The following is a 26,388-nucleotide window of genomic DNA, read 5'->3' on the forward strand; positions in this document are numbered from 1 at the left end:
TGGCCTCAGGTGGCTGAGCCCGGCGGGGGTTGCGGGGGCCCGGACCCTTCGACAGGCTGCGGGTCGTCGACGCGCAGGGTCCTCGTCGGCTCAGTCGCCCTTCGGCTGCTCGACCGTGCGGGGCGTCCCCTTCTCGTTGGCGACGTCGGCCGCGGCATCCCGAGGGCCGTCGACGGACGCAGGCTCGCGGCGGGCGGCGATGAGGCTGGCGATCGTCGCGACCGCCATCGACACCACGATCACCGCGAGAGAGACCCACGTCGAGATCTCGGGCGCCCACTCTATGGGCTCACCGTCGTTGATGAACGAGAGCTCATTGACGTGCATCGCGTGCAGGATCAGCTTCACACCGATGAACGCGAGGATGAACGCGATGCCGTAGTGCAGGAACTTCAGGCGGTCGAGCAGGTCGCCGAGCAGGAAGTACAGCTGGCGCAGACCCATCAGCGCGAAGAGGTTGGCCGTGAAGACGATGAACGGGCTCTGCGTGATGCCGAAGATCGCCGGGATCGAGTCGATCGCGAACAGCAGGTCGGTCACGCCGATCGCGACGAACACGATGATCATCGGGGTGAAGAGCTTCTTGCCCTTGACGCGCGTGATGACCTTCTTGCCGTCGTACGAGTCGCTCATCGGCAGCACGCGACGCAGCGTCCGCACGATGAGGTTCTCTTTCTGCGAGTCGTCGTCGTGGTCGTCGCCCGGGAACGCCTGGCGGATCGCCGTGTAGACCAGGAACGCACCGAACAGGTAGAAGATCGGGCTGAAGTTCTCGATGATCGTCGCGCCGACCAGGATGAAGGCGCCGCGCAGGATGAGCGCGATGATGATTCCCACCATCAGCACCTCCTGCTGGTACCGACGCGGCACCGCGAACTGCCCCATGATCAGCACGAACACGAAGAGGTTGTCGATCGAGAGGCTGTACTCGGTCAGCCAGCCCGCCACGAACTGTCCCGCGACTTCTCCCCCGGCGACGATCCAGAGGACGCCGGCGAAGATGAGCGCGAGGGTCACGTAGAACACGACCCAGAGCGTCGACTCTTTCGCCGCCGGGATGTGCGGGCGTTTGAGGATGATCAGCAGGTCGGCGACCAGGATCAGCACGAGCACGACGAGCGTGATCGTCTGGAAGAGGGGGTCGAGCTGCAGCTCCATCGCGGGGCCTTTCATCGGGGAAACGCTCGAGTTTATCCGCTCGCTCCCGCCGGGCACGGGGTTGTGCACCTAGTGCTCATAACGTGCGTACATCCGTGAGACGATCCGCGCGGGCCGGACACCTCTGAGTGAGAGAGTGCTTCCCGGGGCTCACCCGGAGAGCGGAACGGATGCCATGACCCACGGAGTCATCGACGACAGGGCCCTCGTGGCGCGCGCCGCCGGCGGGTCGGAGGTCGCGTATCGCGAGCTGTATCGGGCGTACGCGCGACCCGTGTACTGGATCGCTTTCGGTCTGGTCGGCGAGCCCGCGGACGCCGAGGACGTGGTGCAGGAGACGTTCGTGGTCGCTTGGCGGAAGATTCCGTCGCTGCGGCTCGAGGGCGAGTCCCTGTTGCCCTGGCTCGCGACCGTCTGCCGGTTGCAGGCGCAGAACCGACTGAGGGCGCGTCGTCGCCATGGATCGCACGCGGCGCTCGACGACGAGATCCCCTCGGCCGTCGACGTCGAGGCTCAGGTCGTGCAGGCGCAGACCGTGGCCGCGATGCTGGCCGCCGTCGATCGGCTCAGCGACCTCGACCGCGAGATCTTCCGCCTGTGCGCCGCCGAGGGCTACGGGTACGAAGCCGCCGCCGCCTCGCTGGGCGTGTCGCACGGGACCGTTCGCAACCGCCTCTCCCGCATCCGCTCCCGGGTGCGCGCCACCGCGATGGAGACGGAGACCCCATGACCACGCCCACTCTTCCCCCTCTCCCCGCCGACCGGATGGATGCCATCGAAGCCGCCGTCTTCGGCCGGATCGCCGACGAGCGCGAGCGCACGCGCCGCCGTCGTCGCGGGATCTGGACGGGCGCCGGAGCCGCGGCCGCCGTGGTCGTGGTCGCCGCATTCGTCGGCCCGTCGCTGACCGCCACCTCGGGGTCCAGCGGATCGAGCACCGTCGCCGGGGCCGAGAGCCAGGGGCTCACGGACCAGTACTCGAGCGGATCCGCCCTAAACCCACCCGTCGCGCCGATCGCCCCGGGCGAGCAGGCCGCGGGGTCGTCCTCGTCGTCCGGGGCCGCCGCGGGAGACGCGGCGGCGCGCGACGCGGCGAGCCGCGACATCGTCGCCACCGGCTCCAGCACGGTCGAAGTGGACGACATCGCCGCGGCGATCGACGCGATCGGCTCCGCCGCGACCGGGGCGGGCGGATACGTCGAGTCGTCGCAGCTGGGCGGTGCGATCGGCGCGGTGCCGTATGAGGGCTCGGCGACCGGGCCCGCAGCATCCTCGGGCTGGATCACCGTGCGCGTCCCCGCCGCCGCCCTCGCGAGCACGATGGACGGACTGCGCCAGGTCGGAGTGATCACGGCCACGACCGTCAACCGCTCCGACGTCACCGAGCAGACGGTCGACCTGCGCGCGCGCGTCGCGGCCGGCGAGGCTTCGGTGGCGCGACTGACGGAGCTGATGGCGAAGGCGGGCTCGGTGTCCGACCTGATCACGGCGGAATCCGCCCTGGCCGAGCGACAGGCGCAACTGGACTCCGACCGTCAGGTGCTGCAGTCGGTCGAGACACAGGTCGCGATGTCGTCGCTCAGCGTGCAGCTCGTCGAACGCTCCCCCGCCGTCGCCGCCGACCCCGCCGGTTTCGGCGACGGGCTCGGCGCCGGCTGGAACGGTCTGGTGGCCACGCTCAACGGCATCGTGATCGGCCTCGGCTTCTTGCTGCCCTGGATCGCGGTCGCGGCAGTGGTCCTCGCGGTGACGTGGGGCGTGCGCCGGGCGCTGCGGCGCCGTCGCGAGGCGCGCGAAGGCTGAGCTGCAACGCTCAGCAGCCTCGGACCGACGGAAGGAGCCGGGGATCGGATGCCGGATCGTCTCGGCATCCGAGTCCACTCGAGCGTTCGCGAGCTCCTTCTCCCCGGCCGCACCCACCACAACGACGAAGAGCTCCGACCATTCGGTCGAAGCTCTTCGTCGTGTTGGTGACCCCAGCGGGATTCGAACCCGCGTTACCGCCGTGAGAGGGCGGCGTACTAGGCCGCTATACGATGGGGCCGCGTCGCAACCGTTCAAGTATGCATCACGATTGACGCGCACGCAAAATCGAGGCCGAGCCGTCGAAATCCCGGGCGTGTCCGGCCACGGTACCGCGAGTTGGGCGCTCAGGGAAGAGCCGTTAGACGCTGTTCACCCTTCGCGCCAGCGCTTGCCTCTCTCCCGCCGTCGGGAGTTGACTCGGAACATGCGCCTCACGAAGCACGAACACGCCGCCCTGGTCCTCGTCGAATCCGGTCACTCGCTCGTGATCGATCCGGGCAGCTTCACCTCGCCGCTGGACGACCTCACGAACCTCGCGGGGGTCGTGATCACGCATGAGCACGCGGATCACTGGACGCCAGAGCACCTCACACGCCTGCAGAAGGCGCACCCGGGCGTGCCGATCTACGGACCCGAGGGCGTGAGCGAGGCCGCCGCGGGCTTCGAGGTCACCGTGGTACACCCGGGCGACACTCTCGACCTCGGCCCCTTCCACCTCGAGTTCTTCGGCGGGAAGCACGCGGTCATCCACTCCTCCATTCCGGTGGTCGACAACGTCGGCGTCCTCGTGAACGACGCGGTGTATTACCCGGGCGACTCCTACGCGGTGCCCAAGCACAAGAAGATCGCCCTGCTCGCGGCACCGGTCGGCGCCCCCTGGCTGAAGATCGGCGAGGTCATCGACTACGTCCTCGACGTCAAGCCCGAGCGCGTCTTCGCCACGCACGACATGACCCTGTCGGTCGCCGGCAAGCAGATGGGCGACGCGCGCCTCACCTGGGCCGTCGAGCAGAACGGCGGCTCGTTCGTCGACCTCAAGCCGGGCGACTCGGTCGAGGTGTGACGACCGCAGCGTGCCCCATCCCCTGAGAATGCGGCGAGCGTGCGAGCGGAGACCCGAGAGATCAGCATCGGTTGTCGAGTTCTCAGGAGTTCCGCACCCCCTGACGCCAAAAACACCGGATGCCACGAGCCCTGGGGCCGTGGCATCCGGTGTTCTGGGAAGAGGCGCTTACTGCGCGTCGAGATCGGTCTCGAGAAGGGCGACGAGCTCGTCGAGCGCCTGCTCGGCACCCTCACCCTCGGCCTTCAGCGTCACGACGGTGCCGTGACCGGCGCCGAGGCCCATGAGCGACAGGATGCTGCCGGCGTTGAGGTCGGCACCGCCCTCGGCGGCGATCGTGACGGGGATCTTCTTCTCCTGCACGGCCTGCACGAAGAGCTTCGCGGGGCGGGCGTGGAGGCCCGAGGCACTCGCGATGGTGGCCTGACGTTCTGCCATGGTGAATCCTTCCGATTCGACGGGGTGTTACGCGGCGACCGTGGCTGCGGGAGCAGCCTCGGTGACGGCGGCGTCCTGCGTGCTGCGGCCGATGCCCTTGAGGGCGACGACGATCAGCGCTGTCACGACGGTACCCGCCACGATTGCGAGGGCGAAACCCCAGAAGGGGTTGATCGCGAAGAAGACGAAGATGCCTCCGTGAGGTGCGAACGACTGCACCGAGAGCAGCATGCTCAGACCACCCGTGATAGCGCCACCGACCATCGACGCGGGGATGACGCGCAGCGGGTCGGCCGCGGCGAACGGGATCGCGCCCTCGGAGATGAACGACGCACCGAGCAGCCACGCGGCCGCGCCGTTCTCGCGCTCGACCGGGGTGAACTTCTTGCGGGCGAGCAGCGTCGAGGCGAGGGCCATCGCGAGCGGGGGCACCATGCCGGCGGCCATGACGGCCGCCATGATCAGGTACGGGGTGGTGTTCGTCTGGGTCGCGGCGGCGAGCCCCGTGGTGGCGAAGACGTACGCCACCTTGTTGACGGGTCCACCGAGGTCGAAGCACATCATCAGACCGAGGATGACGCCGAGCACGATGGCTCCGGCACCGCTGGCGGCGAGCGAGGTCAGACCGTCGGTGAGCGCCGCCATGAGGGCCGCGATCGGACGACCGAGGAACAGGATCATGAGCCCCGAGGCGAAGATCGAACCGAGGAACGGCACGATGACCACGGGCATGAGGCCGCGGAGCCAGCGGGGCGCGTCGAAGCGACCGAGCCACCAGGCGATGAAGCCCGCGAGCAGACCACCGATGATGCCGCCGATGAAGCCGGCGTTCATGAGCACGGCGACGGCACCGGCGACGAAGCCGGGCGCGATGCCGGGGCGGTCGGCGATCGCGTAGGCGATGAAGCCCGCGAGCACGGCGACGATGAAGCCCATCGACGTGGCGCCGATCATGAAGGCGACCGACCCGAGGTACTGACCCACCGGGCCGAACGACGAGGTGATGTTCTCGGTCGGCAGGTCCCAGAGCGAGTTCTGGATGATGACGTTCGCGGCGTTCTTGGTGACTTCGTAGCCACCGAGCAGGAAGCCGAGCGCGATGAGCAGACCACCACCGGCGACGAACGGGATCATGTAGCTGACACCCGTCAGCAGCCAGCGCTGGATGCGGCGCCCCACCGACTGCTGCGCGACGGGGGCGTCCGGAGCGGATGCCGCGGCGCCACCGCCCTGCACGCGAGCGGCGTTCGGGTTCTCGCTGGCGGCGAGGGCCTCGGCGATGAGCTGCTTCGGCTGCTCGATGCCGCGCTTGACGCCCGCGCGGACGACGGGCTTGCCCGCGAAGCGCTGCGGCTCGCGCACGTCGACGTCGACCGCGAAGATCACGGCGTCGGCGTCGTCGATCACGCTCTGCGGAAGGGCCTTGTAGCCGCTCGAGCCCTGCGGTTCGACGATGAGCTCGACGCCCTCGGTCTCGGCGCCGGCGGCGGTGAGCGCGTCGGCGGCCATGAAGGTGTGGGCGATGCCCGTGGCGCACGCGGTGACGGCGACGATCTTCTTGGTTTTGGTGGCGGTGCGGGCCTCGGCGCGCGTGGCCGCGGGCGCTGCCGCCGCCGGGGCTGCCGCGGGTGCGGCGGCCGGGGTGATGGCAGCCGTGATGAGCGTCACGGCCTCGGCGGGCGTCTGCGCGGAACGCAGGCCCGACATGAAGTCGTTGTTCATGAGGCTGCGGGCCAGCTGTGACAGCACCGAGAGGTGAGCCTCGTCGGCACCCTCGGGCGCCGCGATGAGGAACACGATGTCGGCGGGTCCGTCGGGGGCACCGAAGTCGACGCCGGGCGTGAGCCGCGCGAAGGCGAGGGTGGGCTCGGTGACCGAGGCGCTGCGCGCGTGCGGGATGCCGATGCCGCCGGGCAGGCCGGTCTCGTCCTTCTGCTCACGCGCCCACGCGTCGTCGAACAGCTCTTGGGCACTGCGCGCGCGGCCCTGCGCGACGACGCGCTCGGCGAGAGCACGGATCACCGACTGCTTGTCGGTGCCCAGGGGCGCGTCGAGAGTGACGAGCTCCGGAGTGATGATGTCGGACATTGTCAGTGACCTCCGTGGTCAGGATGTTGCGATGGGGGTGGGGAATTCGGTGACGGCGATCGGCCCCGCGGGCAGATCGTCGGGGGTCGGCGCCTGCGTGCCGGGCAGAGTGGCGGCGGCCGCTCCGTAGGCGATGCTGCGCGCGAGACGGTCGGGCGCGGTCGCGCCCTCGAGGTCGGCGAGCAGGTAGCCGGCGAGCGAGCTGTCGCCCGCGCCGACGGTGCTGGCGACCTGGATGCGGGGGGCGCGACCGCGCCAGGTTCCGTCAGCCGTGAAGAGCAGGGCGCCGTCAGCGCCGAGGGTCACGAGGGCGGATGCCACGCGGCCCGGAACCAGCGTGCGTGCGCGGCGCGAGGCGGCGTCGTGCACGTCGTCGTCGGCTGCGGGGTCTTCGCCGACGAGTTCGGCGAGCTCCTCGTGGTTGGGCTTGATGAGGTCGGGGCGGGCGGTGGCGACGACGGCGCTGAGCGCCGGCCCGGAGGCATCGACAGCGATGAGCGGGGCGGCGGCGCCCCAGCGCTCGCGCACCGCGGCGATGAGGTCGGCGTAGAACGACACCGGCACTCCGGGCGGAAGCGAGCCGGCGAGGACGAGCCAGGTCGCGCCCTGCGACGCGGCGACGACGCCCGCGACGAGGGCGTCGGCTTCGGCCGCCGAGAGTTCGGCACCCGGCAGGTTGAGCTTGGTCGTCTCGCCCGCCGGGTCGGTGATCGTGAGGTTCGCCCGGGCCCGACCGGCCACCTCGATCGCGTCGAGGGCGATGCCGGTGTCTTCGAGGAGCATCCGGTAGGGGTCGTGGGCGTTGACCGGCACCACGGCGCGCGCGGGGGCTCCCGCGGCCGAGACGACGCGGGCGACGTTCACGCCCTTGCCTCCGGCGTCTTCGCGCGACGACAGGGCGCGCTGCACCTCGCCGGGCTGCAGGGCCTCGGACAGGACGACGGCGCGGTCGGCGGACGGGTTGGCGGTCAGAGTGACGATCATGCGACGCGCACCTCGATGTCGGCGGCCGCGAGGGCCTCGGAAAGGGCCGCCGGAGGGGCGGCGTCGGTCACGAGCACGTCGAGCTCGTCGAGTCGGGCGAAGCGGACGAGCAGCTCTTCACCGAACTTCGCCGCGTCTGCGAGGAGGACCACGCGACGGGCGGACTGGATGATGGCCGCCTTGACCGCGGCCTCTTCGGGGTCGGGGGTGCTGAGTCCGAAACCGGCGCTGAGACCGTTCGTTCCGACGAACGCGATATCCGGACGCAGTTGTCCGATCGCGCGGACGGTGTGCGCTCCGACCGCGGCCGCGGTGACGCCGCGCACGCGCCCGCCGATGGTGGTGAGCGAGAGACGCTCCTCTCCGGCGAGCAGGTGTGCGGCTTCGAGGGAGTGCGTGACCACCTCGACACCGCCGATGCCCGCTCCGAGAGCGGCGGGAAGGAGCGAGGCGACCTCGGCGGGGGTCGTGCCGGCGTCGACGAAGATCGAGCCGCGGAAGTCCGGTCCGAGCAGAGACACGGCTTCGGTGGCGATCGCGCGCTTGGCATCGCGGTGGCGCTCGCGGCGCTCGGTGAGGGGGGACTCAGCAGTGCTGGCGCGACCGATGTCGACCGCCCCGCCGTGGACGCGGCGCAGGGATCCGAGCGACTCGAGGCGGTCCAGGTCGCGGCGGACGGTCTCGGTCGTGACGTCGAAGCGGCGGGCGAGGTCGACGACGCTGACGCGTCCGACGTCGCGCAGTTCGCGCTCTATGAGCTGCTGGCGCTCCATTGCGTACACGGGAATCCCCTTCGAAGATTCCCACACGATACAACACGAAACCACACACGGCAGCAGAAATGCGAACGGGGAAAGCAATCCAGCGACAGCGCGATTTGCCACACGAACGAAGAACCGCGACTCGGCCGCGCAGAAAGTGAGGCTATCCTTACCTTTGGTCCGCCGTCGGGCCGCTCGTTCCACGATCCCTACGGAGTTCCCGGATGCCACGCGCCCGCGCCCTCGCCTTCCCCCTCGTCCTGCTGACCGCCGCAGCCGCTCTGACCGGCTGCGGAGCGTCGGAGGTCGTTCCCGAAGCCTCCGCCACCTCGGCCGGAGAGGGCGCCACGGTCTACCCCCTGACGCTGGAGAACTGCGGGCGCGAGATCACGGTCGATCAGGCCCCCAGCCGCGTGGTCTCGCTCGACCAGGACTCCACCGAGATCCTGCTGTCGCTGGGGCTCCAGGACCGCATGGTCGGCACGGCATCCTGGACCGATCCTGTCCTGGACTCGCTCGCCGAGGCGAACGCCGCCATTCCCCGTTTGTCCGACAACGCCCCCTCGTACGAGGCCGTGCTCGGAACCGATCCCGATTTCGTCACCGCCTCGTTCGGCCGCCACTTCGCCCAGGGTGGCGTCGCCACGCGGGATCGCTTCGCCGAGACCGGTATCGCCTCCTACCTCTCCCCCACCGACTGCGACGGAGACGTGAGCTTCAACGCGGGCGGAAAGCGGACCACCCCGCTGACGATCGACGCGCTGTACGGCGAGATCCGCGACCTCGCCCGCGTCTTCGACGTCTCGGATCGCGGCGAGGCGCTGATCTCCTCGCTGCAGCAGCGGGCCGCCGCCGCGACCGAGGGCATCGACTTCGAGGGCCACAGCGTCGCCTTCTGGTTCGCCGACACCAAGACCCCCTACGTCGCGGGCGGATTCTCGAACGCCGCACTCCTGGCATCCACCACCAAGATGACCAACGTGTTCGCCGGGCAGACCGACGACTGGCCCGCGGTCGGGTGGGAGAGCATGGTCTCGGCCGACCCTGACGTGCTGGTGCTGGGCGACCTGCAGCGGGACCGCTTCCCGGGCGACCGGCTCGCCGACAAGATCGCGTTCCTCGAGAGCGACCCGCTCACCAGCACCATGACCGCCGTGAAGGAGAAGCGGTACATCGCGCTGCACGGCGCGGAACTGAACCCCTCGATCCGCTTCGTCGACGCGCTCGACAAGATCCGCGCCTGGTGGGACGAGAACGGGAGCACGCTCTGAGCGCGCCCGTCGTCTCGCGGGCCCGACTCGGTCGGGGTTCCGCGGGACTCGGCATCCTGCTCGCTCTCGCCGGCCTCGTCGTCCTGGTGATCTCGGTGGGTGTCGCGGTCACGCTCGGCCCCGCCGACGTGTCGCTGGTGAACGTGCGCGACGTGCTGCTGAACCACCTCGGTCTCGCCGACATCCCGGTCAAGGCCGCGAAGAACGCCATCGTGTGGGAGGAGCGTCTCCCCCGCGCCCTGGTCGCCGCCTGCGCCGGGGCAGGTCTCGCGCTCTGCGGGGTCGTCATGCAGTCGCTGCTGCGCAACCCGCTCGCCGAGCCGTTCGTGCTGGGCGTGTCGTCGGGGGCGTCGACCGGCGCGGTCGTGATCGGCGTGCTCGGGATCGGCGGCGGGGTCCTCGGCCTGTCGGGCGGAGCCTTCGTCGGCGCACTGGTCGCGTTCGGTCTCGTGCTGCTGCTGTCGCGCTTCACCTCGGGCGGTACCTCGGGCGTCATCCTGGCCGGTGTCGCCAGCACGCAGTTCTTCTCGGCGCTGACCTCTCTCGTCGTGTTCGCGGTCGCCGACAGCGACGAGACGCGGGGCGTGATGTTCTGGCTCCTCGGCTCGCTCGAGGGCATGCGCTGGGACAAGGTCGTCCTGTGCGCCGTCGTGGTCGTCGTCGGGGGTGCGGTGTGCCTGTTCGCGGCACGCGCCCTCGATGCCTTCACGTTCGGCGACGACGTGGCCGCCTCGCTCGGCATTCCCGTCGCCCGCACCCGCGTCGGGCTGCTCATCGTGACGGCCCTCATGACCGCGGCCCTGGTCAGCGTCGTCGGCGCGGTCGGCTTCGTCGGCCTCGTCGTGCCGCACGCCGTCCGCCTGCTGGTCGGCCAGCGTCACATGCGCGTGGTCCCGCTCGCGGCGGTCGTCGGCGCCGTGTTCATGGTGTGGGTGGATGCCGCGACGCGCACGCTCTTCGCTCCGACGCCCCTGCCGGTCGGGGTCGGGACGGCGATCGTCGGCGTCCCCGTCTTCGTCGCTCTGCTCGTTCGACGGAGGGGACGCGCATGACGCTCGAAACCCGCGAGGTGCGCTGGACGCGCGGGGGAACCCTCGTCGTCGACGGCGTCTCGCTGCATCCCGACCCCGGGACCACCGTGGGTCTGCTCGGGCCCAACGGCTCGGGCAAGTCTTCGCTGCTGCGCCTGCTGCAGGGCGCGGCGCGGCCGGACTCCGGCGAGGTCCTGCTCGACGAGCGGCCGCTGACGCAGTGGCGCCGCCGCGATCTCGCCCGCACGGTCGCGGTGGTCACGCAGCACGCCGAGACCGACGCCGACATCATGGTCCGCGATGTCGTGCGCCTCGGTCGCACTCCGCACCGCCCGATCTGGGGCGGGTCGACCAGCGGCGACGAGGAGGCGATCGCCGCGGCGCTCGAGCGGGTCGCCCTGACGGACAAGGCCGACCGCCTCTGGCACACCCTGTCCGGTGGAGAGCGTCAGCGTGCGCAGATCGCCCGCGCCCTGGCGCAGGAGCCCCGCGAGCTGCTGCTCGACGAGCCGACGAACCACCTCGACATCCGTCACCAGCTCGACGTGCTGGCATTGGTCGCTGCCCTGCCGGTGACGAGCATCATCGCCCTGCACGACCTCAACCTCGCGGCGACCTATTGCGACAGCGTGCTCGTCTTGCGCGAGGGCGCCGTCGTCGCCGCGGGAGCCCCCGCCGAAGTGCTCACGCCGGCGCTCATCGCCGAGGTGTACGAGGTGAGGGCGAGAGTGATCCCGGATGCCGAGACCGGGCGCTCCACGATCCTGTTCGACGGGCCGCTGGCATCCTGATCCCTTCCGTCCACCCTCTCAGGGGGCGATGACGGAGAGGGTGAAGCGGAGGGTCTTGCCGTCCGGGCCCGTGAGGGTGGCCGCCGTCTGACCGATCTCGTGCGGCAGGAAGCCGGGGCGGAACACCGAACCCTCGGAAGGCCCTCCCGGGGAGAAGTCGGCGATCGCCACGTCGGCCGTCGACCCGGTCCATTCGGCCTCGGTGCCGTCGGGGACCGCGAGCACGAGCGAGGTGCCGATCTTCACGGTCGCGTCCTTGCCGTCGAGGTCCTCGGGAGAGACGACCGTGGGGGCGAAGGCCTGGTCGTCCACCGACGCGGCGGGACTCGGAGCGTCCGCCGCGGGCGCGACGGGAGTGTCGGATGCCGCGGGCGCGCAGCCCGCGAGCAGGACGCCGACCGTGACGACCAGGGCGAGCCGAAGAGCGAGGGAGCGCTTCACGAGGACCTTCTTCCGCGAGGAGGGAGACATCCTGCGTCCCCGCTCGGATGCTAACCCGCGAAGTCTTTGATCGCGCCGAGCGCGCGCCGGGTTCAGTCGCCGAGAGGGATCTCGACCGAGGTCACCGAAGAACCGTCGAGGTCGAGCAGCCCGGGAACGGCCGCGGGGTGCTCATCGTCGGGCAGGAGTTCGGCCCGGGTCTTCGGCCGCGCCGGTTCGCCGGGGAGCCCGGCCCACTCGCTCGGTTCCTCGGGTCGCTGTACGAAGAGTCCCATGGAGCCATCCTCTCGCCGATCCGCCGTTCACGGCAGAGGGTGAGCTGTGAAGAAGGTTTCGATCAGGGTCGTCGCGTCAACGTGTTCGCCCGACCCCGGGGCGCCGGGCCACACGTGCCCTCCCCCGTCGATCCGGTAGTGCACGAGGGCGACATGGTCCCGGCATCCCGTCCAGCTCTGCTTCTCGACCCCCGTGGAGACCGTCTCCGACCGTGGCTCCGGGGTGCACCCGTTGCGGGCCACGAGCTGCGACAGCCACAGCGTCACCGGAACGACCCCGGCGTCGTGGCGGGTGCCGCCGTCATAGGGGATGACGTCGTCCGCGGTGCCGTGGAACTCGATGACGGGGACCGGCCGGGCATCCGGGCACGGTGGGTTGGTCGCGGGGTACACGGCTCCCGAGACCACCGCGAACGCGGCGATGCGCTCGGGCAGAGCGCACGAGAGCAGCGAGACGAACCCTCCGCCATTGGACATTCCCGCCGCGAACACGCGCGCGGTGTCGATGCACAGACGCGATTCCACGTCGTCGAGCACCGCCGTGGTGAAGGCCACGTCATCGGCGCCGGACGAGTACGGCGCTCCTTGCCAGCCCGTGCCGACGGCGGAACTGGCGGGCTGAGGGTAGACGACCACCGCACCGCTGTCGTTCAATCCGACCTCGCGCTCGAGTTCGCCGACCGGCGCGCGATACCCGGCGAACCCCAGGATGAGCGGCGACGGTGTGGTGCCGTCGTGGCCGGCGGGCACGTGGACGTCGAAGAGGCGGTCCTCGCCCGCGACGGTCAACGACAGCCGTGTCGTCTCGCCCGAGGGGAGACTCGAAGCCGCGGCGCACGCCGACGTCGATGTGGGGCTGGCCTCTCGCGGAGCCGCGGGCGAGGCGCTGCAGCCCGCCATCAGCACGGCCACGAGCGAGACGACCACGAGAAAAGGGACGCGGGGGCGCATCCGGTCATCCTACGGTTCGCACCTCGATGGCCCGGAGCCGCTCACCGCCGCGGCGCGAGGTACGCGAAAGGCCCGGGATCTTCCGATCACCGGGCCTTTTCACAGAGCTGGGGTACCTGGACTCGAACCAAGAACAACGGAACCAGAAACCGCCGTGTTGCCAATTACACCATACCCCAATGGCTTCGAGCCGTAACTCGTGCCGAGGATCAATCTTACGTGACGCGGAGCCCTGCGCCAAACCGGCGCCCCGCTCGGCGCGTCCCGGGCGCGTCCCGGGTGACTCGTCGCCAGCCGCGCCGACGACGGAGGTTCGCTCACCGATCCGCGTCGCATCCTCTGCGTCGGGCGCCGCCGCGCGCTCGAGAACGCGCGATCCCCGCGACCGGAAGGCCACGGGGATCGGGGGGCGTCTCAGCCCAGGTGCGAGACCAGCGCCTCGAGGCGGCGGATCGACTCGGCCTTGCCGAGCAGCTCCATCGATTCGAACAGCGGCGGCGAGATGCGGCGGCCGGTCAGCGCGACGCGCGGCGGGCCGTAGGCGACGCGGGGCTTAAGCCCGAGCTCTTCGACGAGGGCCGTCGACAGGGCCTCCTGCACGGCGGCGGCAGTGAAGTCGTCGACACCCTCGAGGGCACGAACGGATGCCGCGAGCACCTCCGCCGCATTCGCGGGCAGACCCTTGAGCGCATCCTCGGCGTAGTCGACCTCGGACACGAAGAGGAAGCCGAGCATGCCGGGGACCTCGCCCAGCAGCTGCACGCGCTCCTGCACGAGCGGAGCCGCCTGGGCGATGATCGCGCGGTGCTCCTCGCTGGGCTGCTCCGCGATGAAGCCCGCCCCCGCGAGGTAGGGGACGATCCGGGTCGCGAAGTCATCGGCATCCAGCATGCGGATGTGATCGCCGTTGATGGCCTCGGCCTTCTTCTGGTCGAAGCGCGCCGGGTTCGGGTTCACGTCGGCGATGTCGAAGGCGGCGATCATCTCGTCGAGCGAGAACACGTCGCGGTCGCTCGCGAGCGACCAGCCGAGCAGCGCGAGGTAGTTGAGCAGGCCCTCGTGGATGAAGCCCTTCTCGCGCTGCAGGAACAGGTCGGCCTGCGGGTCGCGCTTGGAGAGCTTCTTGTTGCCGGTCTCGCCCAGCACGAGCGGCATGTGGCCGAAGCGCGGCAGGAAGTCGGTGACGCCGGCGTCGAGCAGCGCGCGGTACAGCGCGAGCTGACGAGCGGTCGAGGGCATGAGGTCTTCGCCGCGGATGACGTGGGTGATTCCCATGAGCGCATCGTCGACGGGGTTCACGAACGTGTAGAGCGGGATGCCGCCGGCGCGCACGATCACGAAGTCGGGGAACGACCCGGCCGGGAAGGTGACCTCGCCGCGGATGAGGTCGACGAAGGTGAGGTCCTCGTCGGGCACGCGCACGCGCCACGCGGGCTCGCGACCCTCGGCGCGGAAGGCGGCCTTCTGCTCGTCCGTGAGGTCGCGGTCGAAGTTGTCGTAGCCGAGCTGTTTCGCGCGGCCGTTGGCCTCGTTGCGCGCGTCGATCTCTTCGGCGGTCGAGTAGCTCTCGTACACCGCACCCGCGGCGATGAGCTTGTCGAGCACCTCGCGGTAGATCTCGTGGCGCTGCGACTGACGGTACGGAGCGTGGGGTCCGCCGACCTCGACACCCTCGTCCCAGTCGATGTTCATCCACCGCAGCGCCTCGAGGAGCTGCCGGTAGCTCTCCTCGCTGTCGCGCGCGGCATCGGTGTCTTCGATGCGGAAGACGAGCTTGCCGCCGTTGTGCCGGGCGTAGGCCCAGTTGAACAGGACGGTGCGGATGAGACCGACGTGCGGCAGCCCCGTGGGTGAGGGGCAGAAGCGGACGCGAACGTCGGCGCCGGTGGCGGTCGTGGTGCGGGGATCGGGCGTGGCAGACATCCCCTCGATCCTACCGGCGGGCGGTGTCGCTTCCCGAGTGCCGGAGGTGATCGGCCAGCACCTCGCCCATGACCTCCAACGCCGCTCCGACCGCGGGCACGTGCTCGGCCCCCCGCGCGGTCACGACGTGCAGGGTGCGCGCCTCGGCCGCGGGCAATCGAGGAGCCGCGATGCCCGCGAGCATCGGGAGCGACGCCACCGCCATCCGCGGCAGGATCGCCATGCCGACCCCCTGGGCGACCAGATTCTCGACGGCGATGAAGTTGTCGGTCTCGAACGCGATGTCTGGCGTGAACCCGGCCCGGCCGCACGCTTCGAGAAGGTGCCCGCGGCACTGCGGGCAGCCCGCGATCCATCGCTCCCCCGCGAGCTGCGACAGGTCGATGGGGTCGTGCGCGGCGGCCGGGTGACCGGTGGGCACGACCACGACGGTGTCGTCGTCGCCGATGAGGCGGGACGAGAGACCGGATGCCGCGGACTCGAGATGTTCGCGCCGATCACCGGGGTAGCTGTAGGTGAGGGCGATGTCGGCACGGTTCTCGCGCACGGCGGCGATGGCCTCGGGCGGCTCGGCCTCGACGAAGCTGATCGAGACGCCCGGGCGGCGCGCGGTGACGGCGGCGATCACGCGCGGCACCACGGTCGACGATGCGGAGGGGAAGGCGGCGATGCGAACCCGGCCGGCGCGAAGTCCCCGGAGCTCGGCGAGATCCCCGGCTGCGGCGTCGAGGGCCGTGGTCACGGCGGCGGCGTGACGGGCGAGGATCGACCCGGCCTCGGTGAGACGCACGCCTCGGCCGACGCGTTCGACGATCGGCATCCCGGCCCGTCGTTCGAGCCGCCGCAGTTGCTGGCTCACCGCGGGCTGGCTGTAGCCGAGGGCTCGGGCGGCGGCCGTGATCGACCCGGTGTCGGCGATGGCTTTGACCACCCGCAGGGCGTTCGCGTCGAGGGAGTCGTCGATGTCGACCATGGGCATACATAAGCAGACGTGATGGTTTTCATGCAACACCTGTTCTGGTGCAATGACACGCGCGGCGAGATCCTGGGTTCATGAGCAGCCTCGCATCGCACTTCGCCGGCGGCCGCGACTACCTCGCAGCCTGCACCCTCGGCCTGCCCTCGCGCGCCACGGTGGCCGCGGTCCGCGCCGACCTCGAGTCGGCGGCATCCGGTCGACCCGACGTCGTCGCTGCGTCCCTGGCCGTCGAAGAGGCTCGAGCCTCGTACGCGCGTCTCGTGAGCTCCCCGGTGAGCGACGTCGCGATCGGCTCGCAGACGTCGGTCCAGGTGGCGCTGCTGGCCGCCTCGGTGCCCGATGGCGCCGAAGTGCTGTGCGCCGAGGGCGACTTCTCGTCGCTCGTCGCCCCGTTCGCCCACGCGGGCCGGGGCGTGCGACTGCGCACGGCTCCCCTTCGGGAACTCGCCGCCGCCGTCTCCCCCGACACCTGGCTCGTCGCCTTCTCGCTCGTGCAGTCGGCCACCGGAGAGGTCGCGGATGCCGCGGGCATCGCCGCCGCGGCCGCCCGCGCCGGAGCGCGCACCCTCTGCGACCTCACCCAGGCCGCGGGGTGGCTCCCCGTCGACGCGACCATGTTCGACGCGACGATCTGCCACGCCTACAAGTGGCTCTGCTGCCCCCGCGGCGTGTCCTTCCTCACGATCACGCCCGCGTTCGCGAGCGAGATCCGGCCCGTACAGGCCGGGTGGTACGCGGGCGACGACCCGTGGTCGTCCTGCTACGGCACGGGCGGCACCCTCGCCGCCGATGCCCGCCGCTTCGACGTCTCGCCCGCGTGGCAGGCGTTCGTGGGGGCCGCCCCCGCGCTCGCCCTGTTCGCCGACACCGACATCACGGCGACCTACGCGCACGTGACGGGCCTGGCGGCACGCTTCCGCGAGGGCCTCGGCCTGGAGCACCCCGAGCGCCCCTCGGCGATCGTCACCTGGCCGGATGCCACGGGTGAAGCCCTCGCCCAACTGACCGCCCACGGGATCACGGCGTCGGGGCGCGCGGGTCGAGCCCGCGTGGCATTCCACGTGTTCAACGACGAACTCGACGTCGACCGGGCTCTGCACGCGCTCGGCGTCCGCGGCGGCGAGGACCTCTCGGCCTTCGACGGCTTGGTCTACGCGATCTGAGGCGCCCCACGCCCGTCGGCTCACCCGGCGGCGCGTTGACGCGTGAGCCACCGAGGACCGTCACGAGGACGGGGCTCGAAACGACACGCCCCGTGCCTCACGCGGCGGGTATCGGCCGGCGGGACCCGACGACGACCGCCCCCGCGCACACCAGCGTGACCGGCACGAACGCCCACAGCGCGAGTCCGCCGTAGCCGACGAGGCCGAGGATGACTCCGGCGAGCACGGAACCCACCGCCGCGCACGCGGTCATGAGGGTGTCGCTGCGGCCCTGACGTCGAGGACGCAGGGCGAGGGGTGTGGCTTCGGTCAACAGCGCGGAGCCCGCCACGGTCGCCGCGCTCCACCCCAGCCCGAGCAGAACGAGGGCGACGAGGACTCCGCCCTGCGTGTCCGAGAAGGCGGCGGCCACAGCGAGCGATGCGGCCAGCAGCACCTGCCCCAGCAGGATCACGGGGATCCTCCCCCACCGGTCCGCCAGCCCGCCGAACAGCGGCGACAGCCCGTACATACCGAACACGTGCAGGGCGATCGTGACACCGACGGCCAGGGTCACGGCATCCGGAGCGACGATGTGCGAGAGGTGCACCGGAGTCATCGCCATGACCGACGCCATCGTGACGTGCGAGGCCGCGACCGCGAGCATCGCGAAGCGGGCGGTCAACGGACGATCGGCCTCGGGGGCGGGAGCGGTGGCGGATGCCGTGCGCTCGCGGTCGAGGCGCTGGGCGAGCAGCAGCGGATCCGGGCGCAACACGAGCACGTACAGCCCGAAGGCGCAGACCTGCGCGGCGAACGAGAACAGGTACGCCCCGGTGAGCGGAGGCATGCCCACGCTCGCGCCGATGAGCTCACCCGGTGCCAGGAGCAGGGGCCCGACCACACCGCCCACCGTCGTCGCCCACACCACGGTCGCCAGGTCGCGCCCGCGGCGCGAGGTGGTGGAGAGGTCGGTGGCGGCGAACCGCGACTGCAGGGTCGCCGCGTTGCCGGCGCCGATCAGGGCGATGCCGACCAACAGCAGGGGGAACGCGCGCAGCGCCGCCGCGGTGACGACGACCGCGATGCCGAGGAGCGCGGCCATGTTGCCCGTCGTCAGGGCGACACGCCGGCCTCGGCGGCCGGCCAGTCGAGCGAGCGGGATCGCGGTGAGCGCCGCGCCCAGGGTGACCGATGCCGTCGCGAAGCCCGACAACGCCTCCTGACCCGACAGGTCGGCGGCCAGCAACGCCCCGAGCGACAGCGTCGCCCCGAACGCGACACCCGTGAGCACCTGCCCCGCCGCGAGCACTCGCACCGTCCGGCGCTGAGTGGCGGCGAGATCGACGCCCGCGGGCGTCGGGATCTCAGGCATCTCGCGCGGTGTTGCGCAGCACCCCGATGCCGTCGATCTCGACCTCGACGACGTCGCCGGCGTCGAACGAGCCGATGCCCGCCGGCGTGCCGGTGAGGATCAGGTCGCCCGGGAGCAGGGTGAACACGGCGCTGGCGTAGGCGATGAGGGCGGGGATGTCGTGGATCATGTCGGACACGGGGCCCTGCTGACGCACCTCGCCGTTCACGCGCGTCGTGATGGACGCGGCCTTCAGGTCGAGGTCGGTCTCGATGACGGGGCCGACGGGGCAGAACGTGTCGAAGCCTTTGGCGCGGGACCACTGGCCGTCTGTGGCCTGGAGGTCACGAGCAGTGACGTCGTTGGCGACGGTGTAGCCGAAGATGTACTCGCCCGCGCGCTCGGCGGGGACGTTCTTGGCGATGCGACCGATGACGACGGCCAGTTCACCCTCGTAGTCGGTGCGCGAGCTGAGCTTCGTCGGGCGCACGATCTGATCGTTCGGGCCGATGACCGAGGTGTTGGGCTTGAGGAACATCAGCGGCTCGGCCGGTGCCTCCCCGCCCATCTCGGCGGCGTGGTCGTGGTAGTTCTTGCCGATGCAGACGACCTTCGAGCGCGGGATGACCGGCGCGAGCAGCGCGACCTCGGACAGGGGGATGCGCTCCCCCGTCGTGTCGAATCCGGCGAACATCGGGTCTCCGGCGAGCACCACGAGCTCGCCGTCGTCGACGATCCCGTAGCGAAGGGCATCCTGGTGGCTGAAACGAGCGATCTTCACCGTGCCAGCCTATCCGCGCCCTCCGACACGCGCGGGGCCGCCCCCGTCCCTCTCCCCGGGTGAAGACGCCCCTCGCCGAGAAACACGGGCGCACGCGTTTCTGCGCGCGCGTCGCGTTCATACGTGGATCACGGGGCGCTCGGGCCGCGGATGGGCTGCGACCCCCACACTCGCGACGGAGGGGCCCCCGGCATCCGGGAACCCCTCCGTGAGACGACGCGGGTCAGGCGTCGAGGCGGTACAGCCAGCCGTGCTTGTCTTCGGCGCGGCCGTACTGGATGTTCGTGAGCTCTTCGCGCAGCTCGAGCGCGAGGGTGCCGGTCGGCTGCTCGTCGATGAAGTCGCGGCCCTTCAGGATGCCGATCGGGGTGACCACCGCGGCGGTGCCGCACGCGAACACCTCGACGATGTCTCCGGATGCCACGCCCTGACGCCACTCGTCGAGCGAGACGTTGCGTCCCTCGACGTGGTGGCCGCGGTCACGAGCGAGCTGCAGGATCGAGTCGCGCGTGATGCCCTCGAGGATCGAGTCGGACTGCGGGGTGACGATCGAGCCGTCCTTGTAGACGAACACGACGTTCATGCCGCCGAGCTCTTCGACGTTGCGGTCCTGGTCGAGGAAGACGACCTGGTCGCACTCGTTCTCGTACGCCTCGGACTGCGGCAGCAGGCTCGCGGCGTAGTTGCCACCGGTCTTGGCTGCTCCGGTGCCGCCCTTGCCGGCGCGGGAGTAGTCCTCGCTGAGCCAGATCGACACCGGCTGCACGCCGCCCTTGAAGTAGGCGCCGGCGGGGCTGGCGATCAGGTAGTACGCGACCTTGTGCGCGGGGCGGACGCCGAGGAACGCCTCTTTCGCGAACATGAACGGACGCAGGTACAGGCTCTGATCGTCGCCGGAGGGCACCCATGCGCCATCGACGGCGATGAGCTCGCGCAGCGACTGCAGGAAGTACGGCACGGGCAGCTCGGGGAGGGCCAGGCGACGGGCCGAGCGCTGCAGGCGGCGGCCGTTCTGGTCGGGGCGGAAGGTGTGGACCGAGCCGTCGGCGTGACGGTAGGCCTTGATGCCCTCGAAGATCTCCTGGCCGTAGTGCAGCACCGCGGCCGCCGGGTCGAGCGAGATGGGTCCGTAGGGCGAGACGCGCGGGCGGTGCCAGCCGCCGCGGACAGACCAGCAGATGTCGACCATGTGGTCGGTGAAGCTCTGCCCGAAGCCGGGGTTGGCGAGGATCGCATCGCGGTCGGTGGCGCTCTTGGCCGCGAGGTTGCGGGTGACGGCGAACTCGAGCGGGTCGAGTCCGGTGTCGGGATCGGTGTCGATGGTGGTCATTCGTTGTCCAAAGCTTGTCGAGTGCCGGGGGCGATGCTCGCCGATCGGTCCAGGTTACGCCCGGACGCGCTCGGCGATGGCGTCGCCGATCTGGGCGGTGGTGCGGACCCCGTCGCGGTTCGCGATGTCGTCCTCGACCGCGCGGGTGACGCGGGCGGATTCGTCGGTGAGCCCGAGGTGATCGAGCAGGAGGGCGACGGAGAGGATCGCGGCCGTGGGGTCGGCCTTCTGGGATCCCGCGATGTCGGGCGCCGATCCGTGCACGGGCTCGAACATCGAGGGGAAAGCGCCGTCGGGGTTGATGTTGCCCGAAGCGGCGAGGCCGATGCCTCCGGTGACGGCGCCGGCCAGGTCGGTGAGGATGTCGCCGAAGAGGTTGTCGGTGACGATCACGTCGAAACGGCTCGGGTTCGTGACCAGGAAGATGGTTGCCGCGTCGACGTGCAGGTAGTCTACGTCGACCCCGGGGAACTCCTGCGCCACGGCGTCGACGATGCGCTTCCACATGCCGCCGGCGTGGACGAGCACGTTGGTCTTGTGCACGAGCGTCAGCTTGTGGCGACGGCGTTCGGCGAGGGCGAAGGCGTAGCGGACGACGCGCTCGACCCCGAAGGCGGTGTTCACCGAGGTCTCGTTGGCGACCTCGTGCGCGGTGCCGCGACGGATCGAACCGCCGTTGCCCACGTACGGCCCCTCGGTGCCTTCGCGGACGACCACGAAGTCGATGTCGCCCGGGTCGGCGAGCGGGCCCGCGGCGCCGGGGTAGAGCTTCGAGGGCCGCAGGTTGACGTAGTGGTCGAGTTCGAAACGGAGCTTCAGCAACAGGCCGCGCTCGATGTTGGCGTCTTTCAGGCGGGGGTCGCCGGGGACTCCCCCGACGGCGCCGAGCAGGATCGCGTCGTGTGCGGCGATCGCGGCGAGATCGTCGTCGGTCAGGGTGTCACCCGTCTCGAGGTAGCGCCCGGCACCGAGCGAGAACGGCGTCTTCTCGAACGTGACGTCCGACGCGGCGGTGACGGCGTCGAGCACCTTCACGGCTTCGGTGACGACCTCGGGACCGATGCCGTCACCGGGGATGACGGCCAGCTTCACGACACGCGACATCGCTCTCCTCAGAGCTCGGGCACGTCACTTCTTCGACGTGCTGCGGGATCCTCCCAGGGTAGTGGCAGCGATGACCGCGGCCACGACGATCAGACCCGCTCCGATGAGCGCCGTGATCACGACCCCGGAGTCGAAGGCGTGCGCGGCGGCGAGACGCAGGGCGTCGGCCAGGGCGACGTCGTCGAGCGTTTTCGACACCGCGACGGCCCCGGCGAGCGTCTCTCGGGCGGCCTGGGCCGCGGCATCCGGGAGTCCCGCGGGCAACACGAGCTGAGCCCGGTAGAAGGCGGCGAGGATGCCGCCGAGCACCGCCGTGCCGAGGACGGCTCCCACCTCGTACGCGGTCTCGGAGACCGCGCTGGCTGCGCCGGCCTTCGCCGAGGGGGCGCTGGAGAGGATCAGCTCGTTCGAAACGGTCTCGGCCGCCCCGATACCGATGCCCAGCAGCGCGAACGCGATGATCAGCAGCGTCAGATCGGCCGTCGAGAGCGCGACCATGACGTAGGCGACCACCGAGAAGGACAGGGCGACGGGCACGACGACCCGCGCCGGGAAGCGCTTGGCGACCGCGACCACCGCGAGGCCCGAGATGATCATGAGCACGAGCCCGGGCAGCAGGGCGAAGCCCGCGACCATCGGCGACAGCCCGACGACCAGCTGCAGATGCTGAGCCACGAAGTAGAGGAAGCCCACGAGCCCCACCACGCTGAGCAGGTTGACCAGGATCGCGCCCGAGAACGTGCCCTGACGGAACAGTGTCATGTCGAGCATGGGCGTGGCCAGGCGTCGCTGGCGCCGGACGAACAGCCAGCCGAAGACCACCCCGACGACGAAGAGCACGGGAGCGAGCGAGAGGGGGCCGTCGACGGCGAGCTTCTTGATGCCGTAGACGATCGGCACCATGGTCGCCAGCGACAGCAGCACGCTCACGGGGTCGAATCGTCCCGGGTGGGGGTCGCGACTCTCGGGCACGAAGAACGGCGCGAGGATCAGCAGCGGGACCAGGACCGGCACCGCCATGAGGAAGACGGAGCCCCACGTGAAGTGCTCGAGGAGGAAGCCACCGACGATCGGACCGAGTGCCGCTCCCGCCGAGAAGCCGGACGCCCACACGGCGATGGCGATGCGACGCTGGTCGCGGTCGCGGAAGATGCTGCGCAGCAGCGACAGGGTCGAGGGCATGAGCATGGCGCCGAACACGCCCATGAGCGCGCGGCCGGCGATGAGCAGGGCCGCGGTGGGCGCGAACGCCGACAGCGCGGACACCGCCGCGAAACCGGTCGCCCCGATCAGGAGCATGCGGCGACGCCCGAACCGGTCGCCCAGTGTGCCCATGGTGACGAGGAGCCCGGCGAGGACGAGGGGGTAGACGTCGATGATCCACAGCTGCTCGATGCTCGAGGGCTGCAGCGACAGGGCGATCTCGGGGAGCGCGAAGCTCAGCACCGTGTTGTCGACCGACACGAGAAGCACCGGCAGCATGAGGACGGCCAGCGCGAACCACCCGCGCCAACCGGCACGCGTCACGGTGATCTCCGAGGTGGGCAACGACGAGGTGAGCATTGTGTGAATCCGTTTCTTAACCGTCCAGCCGGTATAGTATCAGAGCGATGCCGACCGCCGCCAGTACGATCGAGGAGTCATGAGCCGTCCCCCTCTCGCCCGCGAAGCCGTCCTCGACGCCTTCAGCCGCATCCTCGTCGACGAGGGCGAACGCGCCGCGACGATGGATGCCACCGCGCGCGGTGCGGGCGTGTCGAAGGGCGGCCTGCTCTATCACTTCGGCTCGAAGAGCGCTCTCGAAGCGGCCCTCGTCGAGCGGCTGGAGAGGCTCGCCGAAGAGGACGTCGCCGAGATCGAGCGATCCGACGAGGGCGTGGTCGCAGCTCACCTGCGCTCCTCGCAGAACACCGGCTCCCCCCTCGACGTGACCATCCTCGCCGTGTCCCGCCTCGCGCAGAACGGCAGCGACGCCGCCTCGGCTTCCCTCCGTCGTGTCCGCGAGCTCTGGGAAGACAGCCTCCGTGCGCACACGCGAGACGAGACGGCGCTGCAGATGGTGCTGCTCGTCAGCGACGGGCTGTACTTCAACGCCGTCCTCGACCTCAACGCCCTCCCCGGCCCGGCCCTCGAGGGCGCCGACCTCGACGCGCTCATCGCCCGCGTCGTCGCCGCGGCGACCTAGACCGCGAGAGTCGCCGGTCAGTCGCGCAGCCGCTGGACCCGCCGCTCACGACGCTCGCGCCGGAGCTCGATCACCACCCCGAGCAGGATCAGTGCCCCGCCGATCACACCGACGAAGCCCCACGGCGTGCGGCGCACGACATCGGCCACTCCGGCGACGACGAACAGGATGCCGAGACCAGCGGAGACGACGCGAAGGACGAGGGCCACGAGCGAAGTGTCATCCGCCCGATTATGCGTCACCCCAGAGCGGGGAACGCGCGCGCCGAGAGCGAACGGAAGAGGGGGCCGCCGCAGCGACCCCCTCCCCCGGAATGACCGTCTCGGGCGTCAGCCCTCGACGATGTCGATCTGTCGGAAGAGGTCGGCGCCGACGGCCTCGCGCATGGCGACGAGGATCTCGTCGGGCACCGGCGAGTCGACCGTGAGCACCGAGAGCGCCCGGCCCGTGGCATCCGGAGCCGCCACCTGCAGGCCCGCGATGTTGATGCCCGCTTCGCCCAGCTTCTGGCCGTAGATCGCCACGATTCCGGGGCGGTCGGCGTAACGCATGACCACGTGGTGCTGCTCGATCGGCACCTCGATCTCGTAGCCGTTGATCGAGACGACCTTGGGCACCATGCGCGTGCCGGCGAGCGTGCCCGCGACCTCGAGGGCCGAGCCGTCGGCCAGCGTGCCGCGCAGGATCGTGATGTTGCGGTACAGCGGGCTCTCGGCCTCGACGACCAGGCGCGCCTCGACGCCGCGCTGCTCGGCGAAGAGCGGGGCGTTGACGTACGAGACGCTCTCGCTGACGATGCGGCTGAAGTACCCCTTGAGGGCGGCGAGACGGTAGACGCTGACGTCGTACTGGGCGAGCTCTCCGCGCACCTCGATCTCGAGGCTGGTGAGGGCGCTGTCGGCGAGGCCGCTGAAGAACTGGCCGAGCATCTCGACGAGCGCGATACCGGGGCGCACGAAGGGGTCGATCGCGCCGCCGGCGACGTTCACGGCATCCGGAACGAGATCGCCTTCGAGGGCGAGCTTGACGCTGCGCGCGACCGAGACGCCCGCCTTCTCCTGCGCCTCCTCGGTGCTGGCGCCGAGGTGCGGGGTGACGACGACGTTCGGCAGGTCGAGGAGCTTGCGGGCGGGTCCGCCCTCGGCGGGGGGCTCGGTCGAGAAGACGTCGAGACCGGCGCCGGCGATCTCACCCGTGGTGAGGGCGTCGAAGAGCGCCTCCTCGTCGATGAGGCCACCGCGGGCGACGTTGATGACGTAGGCGCTCTTCTTCATGCGGCGCAGCTGCTCGGCGCCGATCATGCCGGTCGTCTCGGGCGTCTTCGGCATGTGGATCGTGACGAAGTCGCTCTGCTCGAGGAGCTCGTCGAGCGACACCAGCTGCACGCCGAGCTGCTGCGCGCGGGCCGCGGTGACGTAGGGGTCGTACGCGATCACGCGCATGTCGAAGCCCTGCACGCGCGCGGCGATGAGGGCGCCGATGCGACCGAGGCCGATGATGCCGATCGTCTTCTCGAACAGCTCGGTTCCGGTGAACGAGCTGCGCTTCCACAGGCCCTGCGCGAGCGAGGCGTGCGCGGCCGGGATGCGGCGCGCGAGGCTCAGCACGTGACCGACGGTGAGCTCGGCGGCCGAGATGATGTTGGAGGTCGGGGCGTTGACGACCATGACGCCGGCCGAGGTGGCCGACTTGATGTCGACGTTGTCGAGCCCGACACCGGCGCGAGCGACGACCTTGAGCGACGGCGCGGCGGCGAGGGCCTCGGCGTCGATCTGGGTGGCCGAGCGCACGAGCACCGCGTGGGCGTCGGCGAGGGCCGACAGCAGCGCGGGGCGGTCGGTCCCGTCGACGTTGCGCACGTCGAAGTCGGGGCCGAGCGCGTCGATCGTGGCGGGAGAGAGTTCTTCGGCGATGAGCACGACGGGCTTCGTCACGGATACGTCCTTCGAAACGGTGCTGGGGACTGCCGCGCACCGTCGCACACCGCCGGCGCGAACCGGGCGCGCGACCCGTGCGGGCCGTCTGTCAGCCTAGCGCGGAGCCACCCGACGCCCTGACCGTGTGACGCCGCACGTCCGGGCTGCGCTGGCCGTGTGCAAGCCGAGCAGGGCGGAGCCGGGTAGACATCGCGCCGACACCTCCGCCGCATGAGACCGCATCTCGCTGACGAGCCCACGTCAGCGTGTCATGTCTCAGGACTTTGGTGACAGTTCTGCCTCAGGACATCGGTGACAGTTGGTGTCTCAGGACATCGGTGACGGTTCGATCGAGCGTTTGCGGCGGGGGCCTTTGGGGTTGCCGTTGCTGACGTAGGTGATGCCGGGGGCGGGGTGGGGGTGCTCGATGATCAGCTCGCTGGTGGCGAGGTCGTAGAAGGCGATCGTGGTGTCGTCTTGGACGATGGTGATGAGCGCTCCTGTGTGGTGGCTGCCGAGCTGATATTTGACGCCGTTGACGTTGATGCCGCCTCCGCCGCTGACGCGGCGGGTGTTGTGCGGGAGGTCGGTGTGGGCGGTGGGGGTGCTGGGGGCC

The 26,388-nt window shown here is 70.5% G+C and carries 26 protein-coding genes and 2 tRNA genes; 8 read left to right on the forward strand and 20 right to left on the reverse strand.

Annotated elements, in window-relative coordinates; genetic code table 11:
* Positions 1–90 precede the first annotated feature (90 nt).
* The gene (locus BLS25_RS08940; protein ID WP_056230825.1) at positions 91–1,158 is read right to left on the reverse strand and encodes a TerC family protein; all 1,068 of its coding nucleotides are present in this window, start codon (positions 1,156–1,158) and stop codon (positions 91–93) included.
* A gap of 175 nt (positions 1,159–1,333) precedes the next feature.
* Between BLS25_RS08940 and BLS25_RS08945 the strand changes: the two genes are divergently transcribed.
* Both BLS25_RS08945 and BLS25_RS08950 read left to right on the forward strand, forming a co-directional pair.
* Complete coding sequence (locus tag BLS25_RS08945; RefSeq protein ID WP_074695127.1) at positions 1,334–1,888, forward strand: RNA polymerase sigma factor; 555 nt, start codon at positions 1,334–1,336, stop codon at positions 1,886–1,888.
* Positions 1,885–2,961, forward strand: a complete 1,077-nt coding sequence (locus BLS25_RS08950; RefSeq protein WP_056230820.1) for a DUF4349 domain-containing protein — start codon at positions 1,885–1,887, stop codon at positions 2,959–2,961. Before BLS25_RS08945 ends, BLS25_RS08950 begins: the two co-directional genes overlap by 4 nt.
* 165 nt (positions 2,962–3,126) lie before the next feature.
* On the opposite strand, the gene BLS25_RS08955 is transcribed toward BLS25_RS08950, so the two are convergent.
* Positions 3,127–3,202: transfer RNA gene (locus tag BLS25_RS08955), tRNA-Glu, on the reverse strand.
* A gap of 186 nt (positions 3,203–3,388) precedes the next feature.
* Between BLS25_RS08955 and BLS25_RS08960 the strand changes: the two genes are divergently transcribed.
* Positions 3,389–4,027, forward strand: coding sequence for an MBL fold metallo-hydrolase (locus BLS25_RS08960; protein ID WP_056230688.1), 639 nt, complete (start codon positions 3,389–3,391; stop codon positions 4,025–4,027).
* Between the two features lie 168 nt (positions 4,028–4,195).
* Here BLS25_RS08960 and BLS25_RS08965 read toward each other — a convergent pair whose 3' ends face one another.
* The 4 genes from BLS25_RS08965 to BLS25_RS08980 are packed head-to-tail and all read right to left on the reverse strand — an operon-like array spanning position 4,196 to position 8,319.
* The gene (locus tag BLS25_RS08965) at positions 4,196–4,465 is read right to left on the reverse strand and encodes an HPr family phosphocarrier protein (protein ID WP_056230686.1); all 270 of its coding nucleotides are present in this window, start codon (positions 4,463–4,465) and stop codon (positions 4,196–4,198) included.
* Between the two features lie 27 nt (positions 4,466–4,492).
* Positions 4,493–6,553 (reverse strand): PTS fructose transporter subunit IIABC, encoded by a 2,061-nt coding sequence (locus tag BLS25_RS08970; protein ID WP_074695128.1) that lies wholly within the window; start codon positions 6,551–6,553, stop codon positions 4,493–4,495.
* A gap of 18 nt (positions 6,554–6,571) precedes the next feature.
* A complete protein-coding gene (locus BLS25_RS08975; protein ID WP_074695129.1) occupies positions 6,572–7,537 on the reverse strand; it encodes a 1-phosphofructokinase family hexose kinase in 966 nt (321 codons plus the stop codon).
* Positions 7,534–8,319 (reverse strand): DeoR/GlpR family DNA-binding transcription regulator, encoded by a 786-nt coding sequence (locus BLS25_RS08980; protein ID WP_074695130.1) that lies wholly within the window; start codon positions 8,317–8,319, stop codon positions 7,534–7,536. Before BLS25_RS08980 ends, BLS25_RS08975 begins: the two co-directional genes overlap by 4 nt.
* Before the next feature lie 203 nt (positions 8,320–8,522).
* On the opposite strand from BLS25_RS08980, the gene BLS25_RS08985 reads away from it, so the two are divergent.
* The 3 genes from BLS25_RS08985 to BLS25_RS08995 are packed head-to-tail and all read left to right on the forward strand — an operon-like array spanning position 8,523 to position 11,391.
* Positions 8,523–9,569, forward strand: coding sequence for an ABC transporter substrate-binding protein (locus BLS25_RS08985; protein ID WP_074695131.1), 1,047 nt, complete (start codon positions 8,523–8,525; stop codon positions 9,567–9,569).
* Positions 9,570–9,622: 53 nt separating this feature from the next.
* The gene (locus BLS25_RS08990) at positions 9,623–10,621 is read left to right on the forward strand and encodes a FecCD family ABC transporter permease (protein ID WP_256335561.1); all 999 of its coding nucleotides are present in this window, start codon (positions 9,623–9,625) and stop codon (positions 10,619–10,621) included.
* Positions 10,618–11,391 (forward strand): ABC transporter ATP-binding protein, encoded by a 774-nt coding sequence (locus BLS25_RS08995; protein ID WP_074695133.1) that lies wholly within the window; start codon positions 10,618–10,620, stop codon positions 11,389–11,391. Before BLS25_RS08990 ends, BLS25_RS08995 begins: the two co-directional genes overlap by 4 nt.
* Positions 11,392–11,409: 18 nt before the next feature.
* Here the strand turns inward: BLS25_RS08995 and BLS25_RS09000 are convergent, their stop codons facing one another.
* The 6 genes from BLS25_RS09000 to BLS25_RS09025 form a co-directional block, all read right to left on the reverse strand.
* On the reverse strand, positions 11,410–11,832 hold the full coding sequence (locus BLS25_RS09000) for a hypothetical protein (RefSeq protein ID WP_143017879.1): 423 nt from the start codon (positions 11,830–11,832) through the stop codon (positions 11,410–11,412).
* A gap of 92 nt (positions 11,833–11,924) precedes the next feature.
* Positions 11,925–12,107 carry a hypothetical protein gene (locus BLS25_RS09005; RefSeq protein ID WP_074695135.1) on the reverse strand — a complete coding sequence of 61 codons (183 nt, stop codon included), beginning with the start codon at positions 12,105–12,107 and terminating at the stop codon, positions 11,925–11,927.
* Between the two features lie 27 nt (positions 12,108–12,134).
* On the reverse strand, positions 12,135–13,058 hold the full coding sequence (locus BLS25_RS09010; protein WP_074695136.1) for a CE1 family esterase: 924 nt from the start codon (positions 13,056–13,058) through the stop codon (positions 12,135–12,137).
* A gap of 107 nt (positions 13,059–13,165) precedes the next feature.
* Positions 13,166–13,237 (reverse strand) — tRNA-Gln (locus BLS25_RS09015).
* A gap of 235 nt (positions 13,238–13,472) precedes the next feature.
* Positions 13,473–14,981 (reverse strand): glutamate--tRNA ligase, encoded by a 1,509-nt coding sequence (gltX, locus tag BLS25_RS09020; RefSeq protein ID WP_074695137.1) that lies wholly within the window; start codon positions 14,979–14,981, stop codon positions 13,473–13,475.
* Between the two features lie 10 nt (positions 14,982–14,991).
* Positions 14,992–15,954: a LysR family transcriptional regulator gene (locus BLS25_RS09025; RefSeq protein WP_056230663.1), complete on the reverse strand. Its 963-nt coding sequence runs from the start codon at positions 15,952–15,954 to the stop codon at positions 14,992–14,994.
* 80 nt (positions 15,955–16,034) lie between these two features.
* Between BLS25_RS09025 and BLS25_RS09030 the strand changes: the two genes are divergently transcribed.
* Positions 16,035–17,123 (forward strand): aminotransferase class V-fold PLP-dependent enzyme, encoded by a 1,089-nt coding sequence (locus BLS25_RS09030; RefSeq protein ID WP_074695138.1) that lies wholly within the window; start codon positions 16,035–16,037, stop codon positions 17,121–17,123.
* 97 nt (positions 17,124–17,220) lie between these two features.
* On the opposite strand, the gene BLS25_RS09035 is transcribed toward BLS25_RS09030, so the two are convergent.
* The 5 genes from BLS25_RS09035 to BLS25_RS09055 all read right to left on the reverse strand — a co-directional run bounded on the left by BLS25_RS09035 (position 17,221) and on the right by BLS25_RS09055 (position 23,234).
* On the reverse strand, positions 17,221–18,477 hold the full coding sequence (locus BLS25_RS09035) for an MFS transporter (protein ID WP_074695139.1): 1,257 nt from the start codon (positions 18,475–18,477) through the stop codon (positions 17,221–17,223).
* The gene (locus BLS25_RS09040) at positions 18,470–19,237 is read right to left on the reverse strand and encodes a fumarylacetoacetate hydrolase family protein (RefSeq protein WP_074695140.1); all 768 of its coding nucleotides are present in this window, start codon (positions 19,235–19,237) and stop codon (positions 18,470–18,472) included. The genes BLS25_RS09035 and BLS25_RS09040 overlap by 8 nt, the downstream gene beginning before the upstream one ends.
* 223 nt (positions 19,238–19,460) lie before the next feature.
* A complete protein-coding gene (locus BLS25_RS09045; RefSeq protein ID WP_074695141.1) occupies positions 19,461–20,567 on the reverse strand; it encodes a branched-chain amino acid aminotransferase in 1,107 nt (368 codons plus the stop codon).
* A 54-nt stretch (positions 20,568–20,621) separates the two neighbouring features.
* A complete protein-coding gene (locus BLS25_RS09050) occupies positions 20,622–21,671 on the reverse strand; it encodes a 3-isopropylmalate dehydrogenase (protein WP_074695142.1) in 1,050 nt (349 codons plus the stop codon).
* A 24-nt stretch (positions 21,672–21,695) separates the two neighbouring features.
* Positions 21,696–23,234 (reverse strand): MFS transporter, encoded by a 1,539-nt coding sequence (locus tag BLS25_RS09055; protein WP_074695143.1) that lies wholly within the window; start codon positions 23,232–23,234, stop codon positions 21,696–21,698.
* 79 nt (positions 23,235–23,313) lie between these two features.
* Between BLS25_RS09055 and BLS25_RS09060 the strand changes: the two genes are divergently transcribed.
* The gene (locus tag BLS25_RS09060; RefSeq protein ID WP_056230649.1) at positions 23,314–23,856 is read left to right on the forward strand and encodes a TetR/AcrR family transcriptional regulator; all 543 of its coding nucleotides are present in this window, start codon (positions 23,314–23,316) and stop codon (positions 23,854–23,856) included.
* A gap of 17 nt (positions 23,857–23,873) precedes the next feature.
* Here BLS25_RS09060 and BLS25_RS09065 read toward each other — a convergent pair whose 3' ends face one another.
* The 3 genes from BLS25_RS09065 to BLS25_RS16895 all read right to left on the reverse strand — a co-directional run.
* Positions 23,874–24,065 (reverse strand): hypothetical protein, encoded by a 192-nt coding sequence (locus BLS25_RS09065; RefSeq protein ID WP_056230647.1) that lies wholly within the window; start codon positions 24,063–24,065, stop codon positions 23,874–23,876.
* A gap of 120 nt (positions 24,066–24,185) precedes the next feature.
* On the reverse strand, positions 24,186–25,790 hold the full coding sequence (serA, locus tag BLS25_RS09070; protein WP_056230644.1) for a phosphoglycerate dehydrogenase: 1,605 nt from the start codon (positions 25,788–25,790) through the stop codon (positions 24,186–24,188).
* A gap of 309 nt (positions 25,791–26,099) precedes the next feature.
* A partial coding sequence (locus BLS25_RS16895; RefSeq protein WP_218128167.1) for a hypothetical protein occupies positions 26,100–26,388 on the reverse strand: 289 nt, incomplete at its 5' end.

This window comes from Microbacterium testaceum StLB037 (genome assembly GCF_900104345.1).
Lineage (GTDB): Bacteria > Actinomycetota > Actinomycetes > Actinomycetales > Microbacteriaceae > Microbacterium > Microbacterium testaceum_A.